The 20,648-nt window shown below is 66.9% G+C and carries 16 protein-coding genes and 1 tRNA gene; 8 read left to right on the forward strand and 9 right to left on the reverse strand.

From position 1 onward, the window contains the following. Positions 1-94: 94 nt before the first annotated feature. On the reverse strand, positions 95-595 hold the full coding sequence (locus WFK98_RS05660) for a GFA family protein (RefSeq protein WP_336799540.1): 501 nt from the start codon (positions 593-595) through the stop codon (positions 95-97). A 153-nt stretch (positions 596-748) separates the two neighbouring features. On the opposite strand from WFK98_RS05660, the gene WFK98_RS05665 reads away from it, so the two are divergent. Both WFK98_RS05665 and WFK98_RS05670 read left to right on the forward strand, forming a co-directional pair. Further along, a complete protein-coding gene (locus WFK98_RS05665) occupies positions 749-2,836 on the forward strand; it encodes a molybdopterin-containing oxidoreductase family protein (protein ID WP_336799541.1) in 2,088 nt (695 codons plus the stop codon). Positions 2,837-2,927: 91 nt separating this feature from the next. Beyond that, complete coding sequence (locus WFK98_RS05670; protein ID WP_336799542.1) at positions 2,928-4,235, forward strand: MgtC/SapB family protein; 1,308 nt, start codon at positions 2,928-2,930, stop codon at positions 4,233-4,235. Positions 4,236-4,247: 12 nt separating this feature from the next. Here WFK98_RS05670 and purN read toward each other — a convergent pair whose 3' ends face one another. The 5 genes from purN to WFK98_RS05695 form a co-directional block, all read right to left on the reverse strand. After that, positions 4,248-4,910 (reverse strand): phosphoribosylglycinamide formyltransferase, encoded by a 663-nt coding sequence (gene purN, locus WFK98_RS05675; RefSeq protein WP_336799543.1) that lies wholly within the window; start codon positions 4,908-4,910, stop codon positions 4,248-4,250. Between the two features lie 2 nt (positions 4,911-4,912). Next, entirely contained in the window at positions 4,913-5,986 is a 1,074-nt protein-coding gene (gene purM, locus WFK98_RS05680) for a phosphoribosylformylglycinamidine cyclo-ligase (RefSeq protein WP_336799544.1), read from the reverse strand. Between the two features lie 63 nt (positions 5,987-6,049). Beyond that, positions 6,050-6,664 (reverse strand): GNAT family N-acetyltransferase, encoded by a 615-nt coding sequence (locus WFK98_RS05685; RefSeq protein WP_266339533.1) that lies wholly within the window; start codon positions 6,662-6,664, stop codon positions 6,050-6,052. 44 nt (positions 6,665-6,708) lie between these two features. After that, on the reverse strand, positions 6,709-6,948 hold the full coding sequence (locus WFK98_RS05690) for an acyl carrier protein (protein WP_336799545.1): 240 nt from the start codon (positions 6,946-6,948) through the stop codon (positions 6,709-6,711). A 22-nt stretch (positions 6,949-6,970) separates the two neighbouring features. After that, positions 6,971-8,428 carry a class I adenylate-forming enzyme family protein gene (locus WFK98_RS05695; RefSeq protein WP_336799546.1) on the reverse strand — a complete coding sequence of 486 codons (1,458 nt, stop codon included), beginning with the start codon at positions 8,426-8,428 and terminating at the stop codon, positions 6,971-6,973. Positions 8,429-8,563: 135 nt separating this feature from the next. Here WFK98_RS05695 and WFK98_RS05700 point away from each other — a divergent pair, with 135 nt between their 5' ends. The 4 genes from WFK98_RS05700 (at position 8,564) to ppx (ending at position 14,212) form a co-directional block, all read left to right on the forward strand. Further along, a complete protein-coding gene (locus tag WFK98_RS05700; RefSeq protein WP_336799547.1) occupies positions 8,564-9,655 on the forward strand; it encodes an AI-2E family transporter in 1,092 nt (363 codons plus the stop codon). A 25-nt stretch (positions 9,656-9,680) separates the two neighbouring features. Further along, positions 9,681-10,385, forward strand: coding sequence for a DnaA ATPase domain-containing protein (locus WFK98_RS05705; RefSeq protein WP_266339537.1), 705 nt, complete (start codon positions 9,681-9,683; stop codon positions 10,383-10,385). 82 nt (positions 10,386-10,467) lie between these two features. Beyond that, complete coding sequence (locus tag WFK98_RS05710; protein ID WP_266339538.1) at positions 10,468-12,666, forward strand: RNA degradosome polyphosphate kinase; 2,199 nt, start codon at positions 10,468-10,470, stop codon at positions 12,664-12,666. A gap of 1 nt (position 12,667) precedes the next feature. Then, a complete protein-coding gene (ppx, locus tag WFK98_RS05715; protein WP_266339539.1) occupies positions 12,668-14,212 on the forward strand; it encodes an exopolyphosphatase in 1,545 nt (514 codons plus the stop codon). A gap of 89 nt (positions 14,213-14,301) precedes the next feature. Here ppx and rnd read toward each other — a convergent pair whose 3' ends face one another. After that, on the reverse strand, positions 14,302-15,480 hold the full coding sequence (gene rnd / locus WFK98_RS05720) for a ribonuclease D (protein ID WP_266339540.1): 1,179 nt from the start codon (positions 15,478-15,480) through the stop codon (positions 14,302-14,304). A 460-nt stretch (positions 15,481-15,940) separates the two neighbouring features. On the opposite strand from rnd, the gene aspS reads away from it, so the two are divergent. Together aspS and WFK98_RS05730 are read left to right on the forward strand one after the other, a co-directional pair. After that, entirely contained in the window at positions 15,941-17,722 is a 1,782-nt protein-coding gene (aspS, locus tag WFK98_RS05725; protein ID WP_336799548.1) for an aspartate--tRNA ligase, read from the forward strand. 112 nt (positions 17,723-17,834) lie between these two features. Continuing rightward, positions 17,835-17,911: transfer RNA gene (locus WFK98_RS05730), tRNA-Met, on the forward strand. A 118-nt stretch (positions 17,912-18,029) separates the two neighbouring features. Here the strand turns inward: WFK98_RS05730 and hdhA are convergent. After that, a complete protein-coding gene (hdhA, locus tag WFK98_RS05735) occupies positions 18,030-18,797 on the reverse strand; it encodes a 7-alpha-hydroxysteroid dehydrogenase (protein WP_336799549.1) in 768 nt (255 codons plus the stop codon). Between the two features lie 233 nt (positions 18,798-19,030). After that, positions 19,031-20,644 carry a bifunctional aspartate transaminase/aspartate 4-decarboxylase gene (locus WFK98_RS05740; RefSeq protein ID WP_336799550.1) on the reverse strand — a complete coding sequence of 538 codons (1,614 nt, stop codon included), beginning with the start codon at positions 20,642-20,644 and terminating at the stop codon, positions 19,031-19,033. Between the last annotated feature and the right edge of the window lie 4 nt (positions 20,645-20,648).

Here is a 20,648-nt window from a genome sequence, read left to right on the forward strand (position 1 = left end):
CCGTTGGGTTGCGCCATTATGAGCCCGCGCGCGGCGCGCCGACATCGCAATCCGCGTTCGTTCGATCAGCTTTGCGTGTTCGATGGGAGCGTCGTCAGCCGCCCCGCCTTCCCATGTCGCCGCCCTCCCATGTCGCGGCGTAGCCCGCGATCATGTCGCCGTAGGCGTCCTCCGGCGGCAGCGCTGCGAAGCTGCGCACCGCCGGCGTCGTCGCCCAGGCGAGCTTCTCGCCGGTCCAGGTCTCCATGTAGGGGACGAACCAGCTGGCGTCGTCGAGCAGGGTCGGCCGCAGGTTGACGAAGAAGTCGATGCCTTCCGGCTTCGTGAACATCCACGTCATGCAGTGGCCGCAGAAGAAGTGCTGCGACGCGCCGCGCAGGCCGCCGATCACCGGCTCGCCCTTCGTCACCTCGAAGGCGGCGCTGGGGATCGCGGCCGACAGCGAATAGGCGCTCGACGACATCCTTTGGCAGCCGGTGCAGTGACAGGCCATGGTCAAAAGCGGACGGGCGCGGATCCGGAGCCGGACCGCGCCGCAGCGGCAGCCGCCCTCCCGGACGAATGCGTCGCCGCCCGATGTCACCGCTTCGCTCATGGCCGCCTCCTTGCCTGCATGCCGGCCGACGATCGTCCGGCACGCACGATTCTGTCAAAGGGCGCGGCGACGCGTCGCGGCGTGCCTCGCTGTTGCCATGGACCGCGGGGAAATATCGCGCGATAACGGGTCGACACACGGAAACCCCACGCCATGAACGCTCCCGCCTTTCCCCGCATCGGTCATTCGGCCTGCCCGCATGATTGCCCGTCGACCTGTGCGCTCGATGTGGAGCTGCTGGCGGGCAACAAGATCGGCCGCATTCGCGGGGCGAAGGACAACGACTATACGTCCGGCGTCATCTGCGCCAAGGTCGCCCGCTACGCCGAGCGGATTCACAATCCGAACCGCTTGACGCAACCCCTTCGCCGCAAAGGCGAAAAGGGATCCGGCGAATGGCAGGTAGTCGATTGGGAGGACGCGCTCGACGAGATCGCCGAGGCGTTCGTCAAGGCCGAGGCCAGGCTCGGCGCCGAGACGGTCTGGCCCTATTACTATGCCGGCACGATGGGGCTGGTGCAGCGCGACGGCATCAACCGGCTCCGCCACGCCAAGCGATATTCCGGCTTCTATGGCACGATCTGCACCAACATGGCGTCGACCGGCTTCATCGCCGGCGCCGGCAAGATCGCCGGCTCCGACCCGCGCGAGATGGCGAAGTCGGATTGCATCGTGATCTGGGGCACCAATGCGGTCGCCACGCAGGTCAACGTCATGACCCACGCGATCAAGGCGCGCAAGGAACGCGGCGCCAAGATCGTCGCGATCGACATCTACCAGAACGAGACGATGAAGCAGGCCGACCTCGCGCTCTGCCTGAAGCCGGGGACCGACGCGGCGCTCGCCTGCGCGGTCATGCATGTGCTTTTCCGCGACGGCCACGCCGACCGCGCCTATCTCGCCCGCTACACCGACGAGCCGCAGGCGCTGGAAGCGCATCTCGCCGGACGGACGCCGGAATGGGCCGCCGCGATCACCGGGCTCGAAGCCGCGGAGATCGAGGCGTTCGCCCATCTGGTCGGCACGACGAAGCGCACCTTCTTCCGGCTCGGCTACGGCTTTTCGCGGCAGCGCAACGGCGCGGTCGCCATGCATGCGGCGCTGTCGATCCCGGCCGTAACCGGCGCCTGGCAATATGAGGGCGGCGGCGCGTTCCACTCGAACAGCAGCATCTATCATCTCGACCGGACCGCGATCGAAGGCCTCGACCTGCTCGACCCGAACGTGCGCCAGCTCGACCAGTCGCGCACCGCCTCGGTGCTGACCAACGATCCCGACGCGCTCGCCGGCGGCCCGCCGGTGACGGCGATGATCATCCAGAACACCAATCCGGTGACGGTCTGCCCGGACCAGACGCTGGTGAAGCAGGGCTTTGCCCGGCCGGACCTTTTCGTCGCCGTGCATGAGCAGATCATGACCGACACCGCGAAGATGGCGGACATCGTGCTGCCGGCGACGATGTTCCTGGAGCATGACGACATCTACAAGGGCGGCGGCCACCAGTACATCATCTTCGGGCCCAAGCTGGTCGACCCGCCGGCCGAGTGCCGCACCAACCATCAGGTGATCGCCGGCCTCGCCAGGCGACTAGGGCTGAAGCAGCCCGGCTTCGCCATGACCGAGCGCGAGCACATCGACCTGATGCTGCAGCGTTCAGGCTGGGGCACGCTCGCCGACCTGGAGGAGAAGCGCTGGATCGACTGCCAGTCGGACTTCGAGACCGCGCATTTCCTGAACGGCTTCGGCCATGCCGACGGCAAGTATCATTTCCGCGTCGACTGGGCCTCGGTCGACAACGAGAATTACGGTCTCGTCGGCCCGCATGCCGACATGCCGACCTTGCCCGATCACTGGGGCTCGATCGAGGCGGCGGACGAGGCGCATCCCTTCCGCCTCGCCACCTCGCCGGCGCGGCAGTTCCTGAATTCGACCTTCAACGAGACGCCTTCCTCGATCGGCCGCGAGGGCCGCCCCGAACTGATGATCCATCCCGACGACGCCGCCGGCCTCGGCATCGCCGCCGAGGACCTGGTCACGGTCGGCAACCGGCGTGGCGAGGTGAAGGTGCATGCCCGCCTGTTCGAGGGGCTGAAGCGCGGCGTGGTGATTTCGGAAGGTCTCTGGCCGAACAGCGCCTTCGTCGACGGCAAGGGCATCAACACACTGACCGGCGCCGATCCCGTCGCTCCCTTCGGCGGCGCGGCGGTGCATGACATCAAGGTGTGGGTGAGGGCGGCCTGAGGCCGTCCTTTCGACCCGTCGGCGCAGGCCCGGTTCGGCACGGTTTCAGGCGACGTCGCCGGACGCCGTGCCGCGATCGGCGGCGGCCGCTATGATCGGCATCGTCGATTCCCTGCCGGAGATGGGCGTGACCGAGTTCGAGCCGTTCTATCGCCTCGCCGTGGCTGCCGCGATCGGCCTGACCGTCGGCGTCGAGCGCCATTGGCGCGAGCGCGAGGCCGCTTCCGGTCAGCGCACGGCGGGCATTCGCACTTTTGCGCTGATCGGCATGCTGGGCGGCGCCGCCGGACTGATCGAGGCGGCGCTTCCGGCCGGCGGGCCGCCGGGCCTTGTCGTCGCCTCGATCTTCCTCGCCTTTGCCGGCATCTTCGCCTTCTACAAGTGGCGCGAGGAGCAGGCGGAATCTGACTTCAGTGTGACGACCGTGGTCGCGGCCATGCTCACCTATCTGTTCGGTGTCCTGGCCGTGGTCGGCGATCTCCGCCTTGCCGCCGCCGGCGCCGTCGGCCTGACCGCGATCCTCGCCAGCCGCGAACCGCTGCACCGCTTCATCGAGCAGCTGAGCTGGGTCGAGCTACGTTCGGCGATCATCCTCCTGGCGATGAGCTTCGTCATCCTCCCCCTGCTGCCGGAAGCGCCCTATGGGCCGTTTGGCGGCGTGTCGCTGCGGTCCGTCTGGTCGCTCGCCATCCTGCTCGCGGCGATCTCCTATGTGGGCTATGTCGCCGTCCGCCTCTTTGGCGCGGGGAGGGGCGAGCTGGCGGCAGGCGCCGCCGGCGGGCTTGTATCCTCGACGGCGGTCACGCTCGACAATGCGCGCCGCGTCGCCGCCGGCGGCGATGCCGACCGGCTCGCGGCCGGGGCGGCCGCGGCGGGATGCGTTTCCTATCTTCGCTCCGCCGTGCTGGCGGTCGGCCTCGCGCCCGCGCTTGCGGGCTTCCTGCTGCCGCCGCTGCTGCTCGGGGCGCTGGTCATGGCCTCCGCCGCCTTGTGGCTGGTGCGCGGCCGCCTCGCCAGCGCCCATGAACTGGGCCGGCTGGACAATCCGTTCGAGCTGGCAGGCGTGCTGAAGGTCGTGCTGTTCTTGACCGCGATCGGCTTCGCCGTGCGCGCGGCATCGAGCGTCTTCGGTTCGGCCGGCATCGTGTCAGTGTCCGCCCTGGCGGGCATCGGCGATGTCGACGCCGCGATCGTGACCGTGGCGAAGCTTCCCAACCTCGACACCGGGATCGCGGCTTTGGCGATCGCCCTGACGGTGGCGGTGAATACCATCGCCAAGGCCGTCTATGCACTGGTGGTCGGCCGAGGTCGCTTTGGACGGCTGTTCGGCGGGGTTTCGGCCATCACGCTGCTCGTCGCGACAGCGGCCTTCTTGCTGGCGCGGGCGGTTGCCGGCTGAGCGTTCTGCCGGTTAGCTTTCGAAGGTGGGGCCGATCAGCATGCCGCCGAGATCGGCCGGCAGGTCCTCGTGCAGCTTCAGCCGCTCGTCCTCGACGGTCGCGAGGCCGGAGGCGACGAGGGCGAGCGCCAGCGGGTAGAGCTGGTGCTCGGCTGTCAGCACCCGCTTTGACAGCGTGTCGGGCGTATCGTCGAGCGCGATCGGCACGGCGGCCTGGCCGATGATCGGGCCGGAATCCATCTGCGCGCGGACGAAATGCACGGTGCAGCCATGCAGCCGCATTCCCGCCTCCAGCGCGCGCTCATGCGTGTGCAGCCCCGGGAACAGCGGCAGCAGCGACGGGTGGATGTTGATCATCCGGTCGCGCCAGCCCTCGACGAAGCCATCGGTCAGAAGCCGCATGAACCCGGCGAGACAGACGAGATCGATGTTTTCGGCGCGTAGGTGCGCATCCATCGCCGCGTCGAACTCGGCGCGGCTGCCATAGGCCTTGTGATCAATGACGGTCGTCGCGATGCCGGCTTCCGCCGCGCGGACGAGGCCGCCCGCATCGGCGCGGTTCGAAAGCACCAGCGCGATCTCGGCCGGGAATTCGGGATCCGCCGCCGCCTCGATCAGGGCGGTCATGTTCGAGCCGCGGCCCGAGATCAGGATCGCGACGCGCTTTCTTGCCATGGTCAGATCGCCAGCGCGCCGGAGAATTCGACGCCTTCGCCGCTGCGCGGAACCAGCGTGCCGAGCCGCATCACGGTCTCGCCCTCGGCGGCGAGCGCCGCGGTGACGGCCTCGACCGCGTCGGGGCTGACGACGACGATCATGCCGACGCCGCAGTTGAAGGTGCGCAGCATCTCGTGCTCGGCGACGCCGCCCGTGCGGGAGAGCCAGCCGAAGACCGGCGGCACGGCGACGGCGTCGAGATCGACGGAAGCGGCGAGCGCATCCGGCAGGACGCGCGGAATGTTGTCGACGAAGCCGCCGCCGGTGATGTGGGCCATCGCCTTGATCGCGCCCGTGGCGCGGATCGCGGCGAGAAGCGGCTTCACGTAGATGCGGGTCGGCGCGAGCAGGGCGCGGCCGAGCGAAAGTTCCGGCGCGAACGGGGCAGGGGCGTCGAAGCCGAGGCCGGAGATCTCGACGATCTTGCGCACCAGCGAGAAGCCGTTCGAATGCACGCCGGAGGAAGCGAGGCCGAGCAGCACGTCGCCCTCGGCGATATCCGGGCGCGGCAGCAGGCCGGCGCGCTCGACGGCGCCGACGGCGAAGCCGGCGAGGTCGTAGTCGCCCGCCTTGTAGAGGCCCGGCATCTCGGCCGTCTCGCCGCCGATCAGCGCGGCGCCGGCGATGCGGCAGCCCTCGGCGATGCCGGCGACGACGGTAGCGGCCTCGTTCGGGTCGAGCTTGCCGGTGGCGAAATAGTCGAGGAAGAACAGCGGCTCGGCGCCCTGCACGATCAGGTCGTTGACGCACATGGCGACGAGATCGATGCCGACCGTGTCGTGGATGCCGGTATCGATCGCGACCTTGAGCTTGGTGCCGACGCCGTCATTGGCGGCAACCAGCAGCGGATCGGTGTAACCGGCCGCCTTCGGATCGAAGATGCCGCCGAAGCCGCCGATATCGGCGTCCGCGCCGGGACGGCGTGTCGCCTTCACCAGCGGCTTGATCATGTCGACGAGACGGTTGCCGGCGTCGATATCGACACCCGCGTCGGCATAGCTCAGGGCGTTTTTGGCGCCGGTCTTTTCGGTCATCGAAGGATCCCGGTTGCTTTGGGCAGGGAGGACCACATTCGCGCCGTCGCCGTCAACCCGGAATCACCGGATGCCTGCGATTGCGGCGCTTTTGACGCCCCGGCGGCGGGCCTGCCACTCTTCCTTGAGCATGCCGAAGGCGAGCAGGTCGACCTGCTCGCCGGTCCTTGCAAGGGTGCGGTGCCGGCGCAGGGTCCCTTCATGGCGAAAACCCAGGCGCTGGTAGTTGTAGATCGAGGCGGTATTGCTGGCATGCACCATGCCGAAGGCGCGATGGCCGCCAGCCTGGTCGAAGATGAAGTCGAGCAGCGCTGCGCGCACTTCCTGCACGACGCCTTTGCCCCACCAGGCATGGTCGCCTATGCCGACATAGAGTGAGGCGATACCGGGCTCGGTGAAATTCACGCCATGCGCGCCGATCAGCGTCTCCGTCCCGCGCGGGAAGATGGCGAAGTGGAAGATCTTCCGGTTGTCCGGGCGGTTGAAGCGCCGCCGCCACTGCCGCGGTTTGTAGGGACCGGGAGGCCAGCCCAGGCCCTCGACGAAATCGGTGTCTTCAGACCAGTGCAGGCTGCGCGCACCGAGCCAATCGCGGCGCACGGCCCTGAGCGTGAAGCGCTCGGTTTCGATGACGACGCGGGGCAGCGGCAACAACCGCTTCAGCAACGATTTGACCACCCGGCACTCCTTCGTCCAGAGGGCGCTTTCCCGGCCGACATCGCTCAGCCAAGCAATTCGGCGACGGAGGGCACGTCGATCGCCCGCAGCATCTCTTCCGGCGGAAGGCGCTCGCCGCGATGCGTCTCGATCGCCAGGATGATGCGGACATGGCCGATGCTGTCCCAGCTGGGTACGGTCTCGATCGTGCCATCGGCCGGCACGCCTTCGGGCGGAATCTCGAGGGCGGCGGCGATGACGCTCCGCGCCAGCTCGATGTTTCCGCTCCTGTTGAACGGGTTCATGCGAGACCTCGCACTCTGGTGCTCATCCGGCCGGCACCGCGCGCATAGCTTCGAATGTGCTGGCCATGCGGCGCCGGTCCAGCTTGCCGCGCTCGTTGCGTGGCAGCTCGGCGAGGACCGCGATATGTTCCGGCACGGCCTCGGCGCGGATGACGCTCCGGCACCAGGCCCTGAGGTCGGCAGCCGATAGCGTCGATCCGGCGCGCATCACAACGCCGGCTGCGACCGTCTCGCCGCTGATCGGGTCGGGCAGGGCGAAGGCGCAGGCCTCGATCACGTCGGGATGGCGCTCCAGCAGCAGGTCGATCTCCTCGGCTGGGATCTTGATTCCGCCGCGATTGATCTCGTGCTTCAGCCGGCCGACGATCTTGAGCCGGCCCTCGGCATCGATCTCGCCGCTGTCGCCGGTCAGGAACCAGCCGCTCCGCAGCACGGAGGCGGTCAGGTCCGGCTGGTCGAGATATCCCGTCATCACGCCGGGCGTCGACACGGCGACCTCGCCGCGACCCTGTCCGGCCAGCGTGCCGTCCTCGCGCAGCACGCGGAAGGCGCCGCACCACGGCCGGCCGACCAGGCCGTCCGCGGGCAGTCCCTCGGCGAGATCGTGGCCACCGATCCAGTTCGCCGTCTCGGTTATCCCATACATGTTGACGACGTGCCGGGTGCGCGCCCAGGCCGCGATCGCCTGCCAGAGTTCGGTCGAAAGCGGGGCCGAGCCGACATGGACGCGGCGCAGCGTCCCGCGCTCGGCCGGCGGGCTCGTCTTCAGGACGATGCGCCAGAGCGACGGCACCGAACTCATAAAGGTGATCCGCTGCGCATCGAGCAGCGCGCCGAGACGGGCGAGGCCGATCGCGCCGGGATCGGGCGATAGCACCAGCGTCGCCCCGGCGAAGAGCGGCGTCAGGCAATTGCCGATCAGGCCATGGCCGAAATGCATCGGCAGCAGCGACAGGCTGCGGGCGAGATCCACTGCCGGGATATGGGCGATGTTGAGGGCGATCCGGGCCATCAGCGAGCGGCGCGTGTGCACCACGCCCTTTGGTGTCGCCGTCGTGCCCGAAGTCATCAGGATCAGCGCCGGCGCATCCGGATCCGAATTGTCCCGCTCGTCGGTCGGGGCGAGCAGCGCCATGCCGGAGGTGGCGGATGCGGGCGGCAGGTGCCGGACGAGACCGTCGTCGATATCGCCGATCCAGAGGCTCGGTCGGATCGCGCTGACCACATTCGCTCGCTCGCTTGCGGTGAGCGTCTTGCTCAGCAGGACGGCGACGGCGCCGATCCGCCAGAGTGCGAAGAGATCGATCAGCACGCCGACCGGCGAGCCATGGGCTACGGCCGCGCGGTCGCCGGCGCGGATCCCCGCGGCAAGCAGTGCCTCAGCCCGGTTCCGGACTGCGCTGGCCAGCGCGGTCCGGGTGAAGCTCTCGCCCGATCGTGCGTCGATTATGCAGGCAGAATCTGGAATATTGGCGAACATCGATCGACTTTGCCTTGAGTTCATGTGTCTTGCAAACGGGTCGCCTTGACCATCCAGCCCTCGAAACCCTATCTGGGGCACAACAGGTTGTGGTGAGTACCCGGCCGACCGACGAAGCGAGAGGGTGCGAACGCCATGAATCTGCAGCGTCAGATCGGATTCTGGCTGGGCACGCTCCTGGTCTTTGTCCTGTTCCTCTTCATCTTCCGCGACGTGCTGCTCCCCTTCCTGGTGGGCATGGCGGTCGCCTATGGCCTGGATCCGATCGCCGACTGGCTCGAGCGACGGGGCCTGAGCCGGCTCGCAGCCTCGCTGGTGATTCTGATCGGCTTCGTCGTTCTGCTCGCGCTGCTTGTGGTGCTGATCGTGCCGCTGATGGTCAATCAGCTCGCCGGGCTGATCGACAAGATCCCGACCTACGCGCAGCAATTGCAGGCGCTGGTGCAGGCGTTCCTCGAAACGCGCCTCGGCCAGATGCTGAAGGTCGATCCCGGCCAGCTGTCGAACTCGATGGGCACCCTGATGAGCGAGGCCGCCGGCTGGCTGTCGGCGCTGCTGAAATCGATCTGGAGCGGCGGGTCGGCGCTGGTTGACCTCGGCGCGCTGTTCGTCGTCACGCCCGTCGTCGCCTTCTACATGCTGATCGACTGGGACAAGATGGTCGCCCGTATCGATAGCTGGGTCCCGCGTGACTATGTCGAGACCGTGCGATCGATCGCCCGCGACATCGATCACGCCATTGCCGGCTTCGTGCGCGGGCAGGGGCTGGTCTGCGCCCTGCTCGGCTGCATCTACGCCTTCGGCCTGATGCTGGTCGGGCTGAATTTCGGCCTGCTGATCGGCATCGGCGCCGGCATCCTGTCCTTCATCCCCTATGTCGGCACGACGGTCGGCTTCATCGTCGGGGTCGGCGTCGCGCTGGTGCAGTTCTGGCCCGAATGGCAGTGGATAGGCGCGACCGTGCTGGTTTTCGCCGTGGGCCAGTTCATCGAGGGCAATATCCTGCAGCCGCGCCTCGTCGGACGCAGCGTCGGCCTGCATCCGGTCTGGCTGATGTTCGCCCTGTTCGCTTTCGGCGCCCTGTTCGGCTTCGTCGGATTGCTGGTGGCTGTCCCCGCTTCCGCGGCGATCGCCGTCTTGATGCGCTTTGCGATTGCGCGCTATCTGACCAGCCCGATCTATCGGGGCCGGCTGGGCGGCGACGACCAGCCTCCCGCGCATCCTTGAGCGTCTTCGTTCGAGCCTTGTCGATATGAGTGAACCCCTGCGGCAGCTGCCGCTTTCGCTGCCGCACAGCGCGGCCATGACGCGCGCGGACTTCATCGTCGGCCGCGCGAACCAGCCGGCTGTCGCGCTGATCGACCGCTTTCCCGACTGGCCCAATCCGGTCGCCCTGCTCGTCGGACCGGAGGGATCGGGCAAGACCCATCTCGGCCAGATCTGGAAGGGCGCCGCCGGCGCCGTCGAGATCGCTGCGCGCGATCTCGCGACCGCCGGGCTGGACGAGCTCGTCCGCGCGAACCCGGTGCTGGTCGAAGACCTGCACGACGAGGGTGTTTCGCAGCCGGCGCTGTTCCATCTGTTTAACCTGGTGCGTGAGCGCCGGGTTTCGGCGTTGCTGACCAGCCGCAAGCCGCTGCATGCGCTCGGCTTCGACCTGCCGGACCTCGCCTCGCGCCTTCGGGCAGCCGTGCCGGTAGAACTGCAGGAGCCGGAAGACGAGCTTCTCGCCCGCGTCATCTTCAAGCTGTTCGCCGACCGGCAGGTGACGGTCGACCCCGCCGTGATCGATTTCATCAGCCACCGCATGGAGCGTTCGCTCGGCGCGGCCAACCGGCTGGTCGAGCTTCTCGACCGCGAGGCGCTGGCCGCCGGCCGGCCGATCAACCGCCAGCTGGCTGCGGCGGTGCTGACCCGCGAGGCAGGCGACGAGCCGGAATTGCCTTTCGACGACTAAAGATCGGGTGCCGGCCTGATCCTGACGCAATTGTCACAATTCGCGTGTATCCTGCCCGGACAACGCGAGTGGAAGAGCGGAAATGGACCAGAAGAATCCGGACGCCAAGGCGGCCCTGGCTGCGATCAAGGTAGAGGCGGAAGAGGTGAGCCGGCTGCGCCATAGCCCGGAGCGCTTCATCAACCGCGAGCTCTCCTGGCTGGAGTTCAACCGGCGCGTTCTGGAGGAATCGGGCAATCCGCAGCATCCGCTCCTGGAACGTCTCCGCTTCCTCTCCATCTCGGCCAACAATCTCGACGAGTTCTTCATGGTGCGCGTCGCCGGTCTGCGCGGCCAGCAGCGCGAGGGCGTGAGCCTGACCAGCGATGACGGCCTGACGCCGAGCGAACAGCTGGTGAAGATCGCCGATGCCGTCTCGTCGCTCGCCTCCGACCAGCAGAGCCGCTGGGCCGAACTGCGCGACGAACTGGCGATCTCCGGCATCATGCTGGTCGATCCGGCCGGCCTCAAGGAAAACGAGCGGATCTGGCTCGAGGGCTATTTCATGGACTCGGTCTTCCCGGTCCTGACGCCGCTCGCCATCGATCCGGCCCATCCGTTCCCGTTCATCCCCAATCTCGGCTTCTCGCTGGTGCTGCAACTGGTGCGCCCGGCGACGGGCAGCCGCATGACCGCGCTGCTGCGCGTGCCGATGACGCTCGACCGCTTCATCCGCCTGCCGGCGTCCGAGGCGGGCATCGAGCGGTTCATCAGCCTCGAGAATGCCGTCTCGCTGTTCACCGCGCGCCTGTTCCCGAGCTATTCCATCGAGGGCGTTGGCGCCTTCCGCATCATCCGCGACTCCGACATCGAGGTCGAGGAAGAAGCCGAGGATCTCGTCCGCTTCTTCGAGACGGCGCTGAAGCGCCGCCGTCGCGGTTCGGTGATCCGCCTGGAGATCGAATCGGCGACGCCCGAGGCGCTGCGCAACTTCGTCGCCGGCGCGCTCGCCGTTCTCCCGGACGAGATCTTCCTGGTCGACGGCATGCTGGCGCTCAACGACCTGTCGCAGCTCGTCGGCATCGACCGTCCCAACCTGAAGTTTCCGCCCTATCAGGCCCGCTTCCCCGAGCGCATTCGCGAGAATGGCGGCGACTGCTTCGCCGCGATCCGCAAGAAGGACCTGATCGTCCACCATCCCTACGAGTCGTTTGACGTCGTGGTGCAGTATCTGCGCCAGGCAGCCCTCGATCCCGACGTGGTGGCGATCAAGCAGACGCTCTACCGCACCTCGAAGGACAGCCCGATCGTCAAGGCGCTGGCCGAAGCCGCCGAAGCCGGCAAGTCGGTGACGGCGCTGGTCGAGCTCAAGGCGCGATTCGACGAGGAAGCCAACATCAAGTGGGCCCGCGACCTGGAGCGGGCCGGCGTGCAGGTCGTCTACGGCTTCATCGAGCTGAAGACCCACGCCAAGCTGTCGCTGGTGGTCCGTCGCGAGGGCGGGGCGCTGGTCAGCTACGTCCATATCGGCACGGGCAATTATCACCCGGTCACGGCGCGCGTTTACACCGATCTCTCCTACTTCTCCGACGATCCGGCGATCGCCCGCGACGTGGCGCGGATCTTCAACTACATCACCGGCTACACCGAGCCGGTCGAGATCGAGCGGCTGTCGACCTCGCCGCATTTCCTGCGCAAGCGCATCCTCGACCTGATCTATGCCGAGATCGACCATGTGAAGGCTGGCCGCCCCGGCGCGATCTGGATGAAGATGAATTCGCTCGTCGATCCCCAGATCATCGACGCGCTCTATGACGCCAGCCGCGCCGGCGTCGAAATCGATCTTGTCATTCGGGGAATCTGCTGTTTGCGGCCGGGCGTGCCGGGCCTTTCCGACCGGATCCGCGCCAAGTCGATCGTCGGGCGCTTCCTGGAGCATGCCCGCATTCTCTGCTTCGGCAACGGCCACGGGTTGCCCTCGCCGGAAGCGATCGTTTATATCGGATCTGCAGACCTGATGCCGCGGAACCTTGATCGTCGCGTGGAGGCGATGATCCCGATGCTGAATCCGACCGTGCACGAACAGGTGCTCGATCAGATTATGGTCGCCAACCTGAAGGACAATCAGCAGAGTTGGGAAATCCAGCCTGACGGGTCGTCCAAACGGATCGTGCCGCGCAAGGGCGAAGAAGTCTTCAACGCCCATCAGTATTTCATGACGAACCCGAGTCTCTCTGGCCGTGGAAAATCGCTCAAAAACAGCTCCCCTCGGTCAATCGGAAGCCGACCTGCCAAGCCTTGAAATGGATATCGGGACAGGGGGAACCCTGCTGACGCATGAATATGCGCCGGGACGGCTGAATGGCAGCGGTCCCGTCGCGATCATCGACATCGGCTCCAATTCGGTCCGCCTCGTCGTCTACGAGCGCCTGAGCCGCACGCCGATGGCCCTTTTCAACGAAAAGGAGCTCGCCGGCCTCGGTCGCGGCATCGCCGCCACCGGCCGCCTGAACGACCAGGCCGTCGAGGCCTCGCTGGCGGCGATCCGCCGCTTCATGGGGCTTTGCGAGCAGATGCAGGTGCAGTCCGTGCATGTGCTCGCCACTGCCGCCGCGCGCGAGGCGGCGAACGGCCCGGAATTTCTGGCCCAGGTCGAGGACATCACCGGCGCTGAAGTGGCGCTTCTGAGCGGCCCGGAAGAGGCGCGCCTCTCCGCCATGGGCGTGCTGTCGGGCGTGCATGAGCCGGATGGCATCGCCGGCGATCTCGGCGGCGGTAGCCTCGAGGTCGTCGACATCCGGGGCCGCGAGATCGGCCTTGGCGAGACTTTCCCGCTCGGCGGTCTTCGCCTCGAGGAAGTGTCCGAGAAGACGCTGAAGAAAGCCGAGAAGATCGCTTCCGACGCGCTTTCGGGTTCGGCGGTGTTGGCAAACGGGCAGGGTCGCCCCTTCTACGCCATCGGCGGCACCTGGCGCTCGCTCGCCCGCCTGCACATGCGCCAGAAGGGCTATCCGCTGCATATCATGCACGAATACGCCATTCCCGCCGGCGAGGCGCTCGACTTCTGCCGCATGGTGGCGCGCCGCGACGCGGAATCGCTCGATTCGATCGAGGCGGTCTCGAAGAGCCGCCGTCTGCTGCTGCCCTATGGCGCGATCGTGCTGGGCGAGGTCATCCGCGCCATGAAGCCGTCGATGATCATCCTGTCGGCGCTCGGCGTGCGCGAGGGGCTGCTCTACGACCTGCTCGACACCGAGACGCAGCAGCTCGACCCGCTGATCGCCGCCGCCGACGAACTGGCGCTGCTGCGTTCGCGCTCGCCCGGCCATGCCCGCGAGCTCGGCCCCTGGACCGGCCAGGCCTTGGCCGCGATCGGCATCGAGGAAACGCCGGACGAGATCCGCCTGCGCACGGCGGCCTGCCTGCTCGCCGATCTCGGCTGGCGCGGCCATCCCGACTATCGCGGCGAGCAGAGCCTCAACATGATCGCGCACGGCTCCTTCGTCGGCATCGACCATCCCGGCCGGGCCTATCTGGCGCTCGCCAACTATTATCGCCACGAAGGCCTCGTCGACGAGCATATCTCCTCGCGCATCCGCGAACTGGCGACGACGCGCCTGCTGGAGCGGGCGAGGGCGCTCGGCGCCGCGCTTCGCGTCGCCTATCTCGTTTCTGGGGCCATGGCCGGCGTTATTCCGCGCACGCGGATGGAAGCGCGCGGCGACCAGCTGACCCTGGTTCTGCCGACCGATCGCGGCATGCTCGCCGGCAGCCGCCTGCAGCGCCGTGTCGCCCAGTTGGCGAAGCTCGGCGCGATGAAGCCGGCGATCGTCGTCGAAGACACATAGGCTGATCCGCCGCGAAGGCGGTCAAAAAGAAAGCGCCGACGGCGGGCCGTCGGCGCTTTGTCGTTCGAGGATGCCCTCGATCCGCGGGTTCAGGCGGCTTCGATGGCCGGCTTCGGCTCGTCGCTGACGATCGTCACGCGGCGGCCGTCGAGGCGCAGCGAGATGTCGCCCCGCTTCAGCTTCAGCGCCTGCTCGCCGAAAAGTTCGCGGCGCCAGCCATGCAGCGGCGGCACGTCGGCGTTGTTGTCGCCGGCGATCGCTTCGAGATCGTCGACCGTGGCGATCACGCGCGCGGCGACGCCGTGCTCCTCGCTGGTCATCTTCAGCAGCACCTTCAGCAGGTCGACGGCGGCGCCGTTGCCTTCCGAGGCCGGCTTCACCTTCGGCACCTTGGGCAGCTTGTCCTTCGGCAGATCGACGGCCTTCTTGACGGCGGCGAGGATGTCCTCGGCCGTGCGCGACCGCTCGAAGCCGCGCGGGATCGAGCGCAGGCGGGCGAGCGCCTCGGCCGTGGTCGGGTGCTGCTCGGCGATCTCGTAGATCGCGTCGTCCTTCAGGATGCGGCCGCGCGGGACGTCGCGGGCCTGCGCCTCGCGCTCGCGCCAGGCGGCGATTTCCATCAGCACGGCCAGCTGCAGCGGCTTCTTGATGCGCATCTTCAGGCGCTTCCAGACATTGGCCGGATCGACCTGATACGTGTCGACCGAGGTCAGCACGTTCATTTCCTCGGCAACCCAGTCGTTGCGGCCTTCCTTGTCGAGCTTGTTCTTCAGCGCCTTGTAGACGTCGCGCAGATGCGTCACGTCGGCGATCGCATATTCGATCTGCTGCGGCGTCAGCGGGCGGCGGCTCCAGTCGGTGAAGCGCGACGACTTGTCGATCGGGTGGCCGGTGATGCGCCCGACGAGCTGATCATAGCTGATCGATTCGCCGAAGCCGCACACCATGGCGGCGACCTGCGTGTCGAAGATCGGGTGCGGGAGGATGCCGCCCAGGTGCCAGACGATTTCGATGTCCTGGCGGGCGGCGTGGAAGACCTTCACCACGGCCTCGTTCGCCATCAGGGCGAAGAAGGGGGCGAGATCCAGTCCGGGGGCCTCGGCGTCGATCACCACCGCTTCGTCCGTGCTCGCGATCTGGATGATGCAGAGCTTCGGCCAGTAGGTGGTCTCGCGCATGAACTCCGTATCGACGGTGACGAAATCGAACCGGGAAAGGCGATCGCAAGCGGCGGCGAGGTGTTCAGTTGTCGTAATGATATCGGTCATGAAGCTTCTAATAGCGCAGGCCGGCCGGCTTGTCGCGGGGGGAGGCGGCTTCGCAGACATAGAGAGCCCAGGCTCCGGCGACACCGGGCGCCAGGAGAAAGCGCCTCATGCGTCGACTGCGGGCCTGGGCAATCCGATTTCCCGCCAACCTGCAATCAGCAGCGGCGCGCGACGGCTAGCCCGTCGCGAGCCAACCGAACGGGCCGGAGTACATCCGTCCTGACCCGATCGTTCGAGCTGCGGCGCCTTGCGGCGCGCGGCCCGTATTGTGTGGCTGGGATGAGACTTAGATGGGGAGGCTTTCTCGGATTGCAAGGGGTGGGCGCGAGGCGGCGCCGAGGCCCCCGTTCTTGACAAAGCCGTACCCGCGTGTGTTCTTCCGCGCGCGTGCGCAGCTATCTTGTCAGCCGGTCTTTGCGCATGCCCCGTTGTCGCCAGACCAAACTCGGATCCCAGCACCATGCACCGCTATCGCACCCATACCTGCGGACAACTCCGCGAGACCCATGCGGGCGAGACCGTCCGTCTCTCGGGCTGGGTCCATCGCGTGCGAGATCATGGCGGCGTCCTGTTCATCGACCTGCGTGACCATTACGGCCTGACCCAGGTCGTCTGCGACCCCGACTCGCCCGCCTTCAAGGTGGCCGAGGCGTTGCGCTCGGAATGGTGCATCAAGATCGACGGCTTCGTGAAGAAGCGGACGCCCGAGACCGTCAACGCCAACCTGCCGACCGGCCAGGTCGAGGTGTTCGCCCAGGAGATCGAGGTGCTCGGCGCGGCCAAGGAGCTGCCGCTGCCGGTGTTCGGCGAGCCGGAATATCCGGAAGACATCCGCCTCAAGTACCGCTTCCTGGACCTGCGCCGCGAGACGCTGCACGCCAACATCGTCAAGCGCACCCAGATCATCGCCTCGATGCGGGAGCGCATGACCGAGATCGGCTTCCATGAATATACGACGCCGATCCTGACCGCATCGTCGCCGGAAGGCGCGCGCGACTTCCTCGTGCCGTCGCGCATCCATCCCGGCAAGTTCTACGCGCTGCCGCAGGCGCCGCAGCAGTTCAAGCAGCTCCTGATGATGGCCGGCTTCGACCGTTACTTCCAGATCGCGCCCTGCTTCCGCGACGAGGACCCGCGCGCCGACCGTCTGCCGGGCGAGTTCTACCAGCTCGATCTCGAGATGAGCTTCGTCACCCAGGAAGACGTCTGGGACACGATGGAGCCGGTGCTGCGCGCGATCTTCGAGAAGTTCGCCGACGGCAAGCCGGTGACGCAGAAGTTCCGCCGCATCCCCTATGACACGGCGATCCGCACCTATGGTTCGGACAAGCCCGACCTGCGCAACCCGATCGAGATGCAGGCCGTCACCGAGCATTTCGCCGGCTCCGGCTTCAAGGTGTTCGCGCGCATGATCGAGGCCGATCCGAAGGCCGAGGTCTGGGCGATCCCTGCGAAGACCGGCGGAAGCCGCGCCTTCTGCGACCGCATGAACTCCTGGGCGCAGCAGCAGGGCCAGCCGGGCCTCGGCTACATCTTCTGGCGCAAGGAAGGCGACGTCCTCGAGGGCGCCGGCCCGGTCGCCAAGAACATCGGCCCGGAGCGCACCGAGGCGGTCCGCCAGCAGCTCGGCCTCGACGACGGCGATGCCGTCTTCTTCGTCGCCGGCGATCCCCAGAAGTTCTACAAGTTCGCCGGCGATGCGCGCACGCGCGTCGGCACCGACCTGAACCTCGTCGACAAGGACCGGTTCGAGCTCTGCTGGATCGTCGATTTCCCGTTCTACGAATGGGACGACGAGACGAAGACGCTCGATTTCGCGCACAACCCCTTCTCCATGCCGCAGGGCGGCATCGAGGCGCTGACCAACCAGGATCCGCTGACGATCAAGGCCTATCAGTACGACGCTGTCTGCAACGGCTTCGAGATCGCCTCGGGCTCGATCCGCAACCAGCTGCCGGAGACGATGGTCAAGGCGTTCGAGCTGGTCGGCCGTTCGAAGGAAGATGTCGAGCGCGATTTCGGTGGTCTCTACCGTGCGTTCCAGTACGGCGCGCCGCCGCATGGCGGCATGGCCGCGGGCGTCGATCGCATCGTCATGCTGCTCTGCGGCGCGCAGAACCTGCGCGAGATCACGCTGTTCCCGATGAACCAGCAGGCGGAAGACCTGCTGATGGGCGCGCCGAGCGATCCGACGCCGAAGGCGCTGCGCGAGCTGCACATCCGCCTGAACCTGCCGACCTGATCGGCAGGAGCCTGGCCTGTGGACGACGGCGAATTGTTCTTAGCCGGGGTTCACAAAGGCCGGGCGTCCGTCTATATCACCCCTGCGCGACGACAGCAGTCGCCGCGCGTGACGCGGGGTGGAGCAGCCCGGTAGCTCGTCAGGCTCATAACCTGAAGGTCATCAGTTCAAATCTGGTCCCCGCAACCAGCACAGCGAAAAGCCCGCCCTAACCGGCGGGCCTTTTGTTTTGCGCGTCCGGACATGCGTTTGATCTTCCACACTGAGAGAGCAGGGTGCGCTCGCACCTGTCGGCGTCCGGGGCTGGCTAGTCGAGTTCCTGCACCCCGCCGCCCGAAACCGTCAGCACCTGGCCGCTGATCCAGGCGGCGGCCGGCGAGCAGAGGAACAGCGCTGCGTTGGCGATGTCCTGCGTCTCGCCCAGCCGGCCGAGCGGCGTGTGGCGCAGCATCGCCGCCTCGATCTCCGGCGTCAGCACCGACATCAGGGCCTGGGTCTTGATCGCCCCGGGCGCGATCGCGTTGACGCGGACGCCCATCGGCCCCAAGTCGAAGGCGATGTTGCGCGTCAGGTGATTGACGGCGGCCTTCGAGGATCCGTAGGACGCCATGCGAACGTTCCGGTTTTCGCCCGCCATGGACGAGATGTTGAGCACGGCCCCGCCACCGGCTTCCCGCATGTGCGGGGCGGCGAGCTGGGTCAGGCGGAACAGCGAGAAGAGGTTGAGGTCGAACGCCCATTCGAAGTCGCGCATTGGCATGTCGAACGGCTTGGGGCCGCCGCCGCCGGCATTATTGACCAGGATGGTGATCCTGCCGAACGCCTTGAGCGCGGCGTCGATCACCACCTCGCGATGCCCTTCGTCAGTGACATCGCATTCGACGCCGATCGCCCTGCCGCTTGCGGCGACGATCGCGTGGGCGACCTGGTCGGCTCCGGCCTTCTTCAGGTCGGTGACGACCACGGCCGCGCCGGCGCTGGCAAAGGTCTCCGCTATGCCGCGGCCGATTCCGGCGGCGGCTCCGGTTACGATGGCGACGCCGCCATCCAGGCGGAACGGGTCTTCTGCCGGCATGGCCAACTCCATCGGACTGGTTGATCGACCCGGGAAGGGGCAACTCGCCCAGATTGCTAGTTAGCGGTCGCCTCGCCGTTGTCGAGTGCTACGCCCTGGTCAGGCCGTGGCGCTGCGCCGATCGACGGGATCCCTCGCGCCCAAAAGGGAGAGCTTGGCGGAAGGGCCAAATGCAGGACCCTTCGGCGGTGGCCGCCGAAGGGTCCGTTGTCGTCGTGTCCCGGCGCCAAGGGTCAGCCCTTCTTGGGCTTGCTCTTCTTGCCGCCCTGATAGGTCTGGTAGACCTGATCGGCGAGCTGGCGCAGCGAACGGCCGATATTCGCGTATTCGAACTCGTTCAGGTTGGCGAGCGAGGCGCGGCCGGCCGGATGCAGCGTGCCGAAGCCGCTGCCCGGCAGCAGGACGACGCCGGTATCATGGGCGATGCGGAACAGCAGCTCGGTCGGCGAGACATTCTTCGTCACCCACGCGGCGAAATCCTCGCCATAGAGCCGGCGCGCAATGTCCTCGAGGTCGAGCAGCGTGTAGTAGTCGACCTGGTTGCCGCCGGATTCGGGCGGCAGGCCGAGTTCGCGATAGAGCGCCGCCTCGCGCCGGCGGATCAGCTTCTTCAGCTCGGCCTTGTAGCCGTCGTTCTCGTCCATCAGCGCGAACAGCGAGAACAGCACCATCTGGATCTGTTGCGGCGTCGAGAGGCCGGCCGTGTGGTTGAGCGCCACCGTGCGGCTGTCCGCGACAAGGCGGTCGAGGAACTTCAGCTTCGAGACGTCGGGAACCAGCGTCGAATAGCGTTCGTCGAGCTCCTTCCGGTCGGCCTTGGGGAGCGCGGCGAGCTTCTCGTCGTAGATGTTGCCTCGCTGCGCCGCGACGACACCGAGGCGCCATCCCGTCGCGCCGAAATATTTGGAGAACGAATAGACCAGAAGCGTGTTGGCCGGGCAGGTGGCGAACAGCGACTTGAAGTCGTCCGCGAACGTCCCGTAGACGTCGTCGGTGAGGATCATCAGGTCCGGGCGCTTCTCCTTGATGATCTGCGTGATGCGATCGAGGCTGCGATCGTCCATCTTCACCGAGGGCGGGTTGCTCGGGTTGATGCAGAAGAAGATCTTGACGTCCTTGTCGAGCAGCTTGTCGATCTCGGAGTCGGGATACTGCCAGTCGGCCTTGGGATCCGCGTTGATATGGATCTGCTTCAGGCGGTAATTGTTCAGCTCCGGGATCTCGATATAGGGCGTGAAGGCGGGCATGCCGATGGCGACGGTGTCGCCTTCCTGGATCAGCTTGTTCTGCTTCAGCGTGTCGAAGATATAGGTCATCGCGGCCGTGCCGCCCTCGACCGCGAACAGGTCGATCTGGGACGAGCTGACGTAGCCGTCGGCCATCTCCTTGACGATGTAGTGCTTCACGATCTGTTCGCTGATCCGGAGCATCCGGGGTGGAACCGGGTAGTTGCAGCCGAGGATTCCCTCGACCGCCTCATGCAGGAAGTCCGACGCCGACAGGCCGAGCTGGTCGCGGACATAGCTGAGCGCGCGGCCGAGGAAGACGACGCCCGGCTGTTCGCGATGATCGGCGATGTAGCGTTCGAAGCGGCCCTCTATGCCTTCGATCTTCGGCAGCCCGCCGACGCCGTTCTCCATGTAGGAGAAGGAGAGCTCCGACTCCGTCGCGGCGAACAGGCCGAGCCGGAAGAAGGCGCGCCGCGGCAGGGTCGCGAGAAAATTGGGATTGCCGCGCCCGGCATTCAGCATCAGCCGGTTCTTGTCGCTGGAGGCGATCTTGATCAGCGCGTCCTTGAGTTCGAACGGGCTGAGCTTGGCGTATTGGCTATAGTCTTCGCGGGGCATGACG

It is taken from the genome of Kaistia sp. MMO-174 (assembly GCF_037147815.1).
Classification (GTDB): Bacteria; Pseudomonadota; Alphaproteobacteria; order Rhizobiales; family Kaistiaceae; genus Kaistia; species Kaistia nematophila.

Coding starts and splice junctions, on each gene's coding strand:
- WFK98_RS05695 (WP_336799546.1), bottom strand. CDS start 8,428: ATGTTCGCCAATATTCCAGATTCTGCCTGCATAATCGACGCACGATCG.
- rnd (WP_266339540.1), bottom strand. CDS start 15,480: ATGACCGATATCATTACGACAACTGAACACCTCGCCGCCGCTTGCGAT.
- WFK98_RS05700 (WP_336799547.1), top strand. CDS start 8,564: ATGAATCTGCAGCGTCAGATCGGATTCTGGCTGGGCACGCTCCTGGTC.
- WFK98_RS05665 (WP_336799541.1), top strand. CDS start 749: ATGAACGCTCCCGCCTTTCCCCGCATCGGTCATTCGGCCTGCCCGCAT.
- WFK98_RS05660 (WP_336799540.1), bottom strand. CDS start 595: ATGAGCGAAGCGGTGACATCGGGCGGCGACGCATTCGTCCGGGAGGGC.
- WFK98_RS05740 (WP_336799550.1), bottom strand. CDS start 20,644: ATGCCCCGCGAAGACTATAGCCAATACGCCAAGCTCAGCCCGTTCGAA.
- hdhA (WP_336799549.1), bottom strand. CDS start 18,797: ATGCCGGCAGAAGACCCGTTCCGCCTGGATGGCGGCGTCGCCATCGTA.
- ppx (WP_266339539.1), top strand. CDS start 12,668: ATGGATATCGGGACAGGGGGAACCCTGCTGACGCATGAATATGCGCCG.
- WFK98_RS05670 (WP_336799542.1), top strand. CDS start 2,928: ATGATCGGCATCGTCGATTCCCTGCCGGAGATGGGCGTGACCGAGTTC.
- WFK98_RS05710 (WP_266339538.1), top strand. CDS start 10,468: ATGGACCAGAAGAATCCGGACGCCAAGGCGGCCCTGGCTGCGATCAAG.
- WFK98_RS05705 (WP_266339537.1), top strand. CDS start 9,681: ATGAGTGAACCCCTGCGGCAGCTGCCGCTTTCGCTGCCGCACAGCGCG.
- purM (WP_336799544.1), bottom strand. CDS start 5,986: ATGACCGAAAAGACCGGCGCCAAAAACGCCCTGAGCTATGCCGACGCG.
- aspS (WP_336799548.1), top strand. CDS start 15,941: ATGCACCGCTATCGCACCCATACCTGCGGACAACTCCGCGAGACCCAT.
- purN (WP_336799543.1), bottom strand. CDS start 4,910: ATGGCAAGAAAGCGCGTCGCGATCCTGATCTCGGGCCGCGGCTCGAAC.
- WFK98_RS05690 (WP_336799545.1), bottom strand. CDS start 6,948: ATGAACCCGTTCAACAGGAGCGGAAACATCGAGCTGGCGCGGAGCGTC.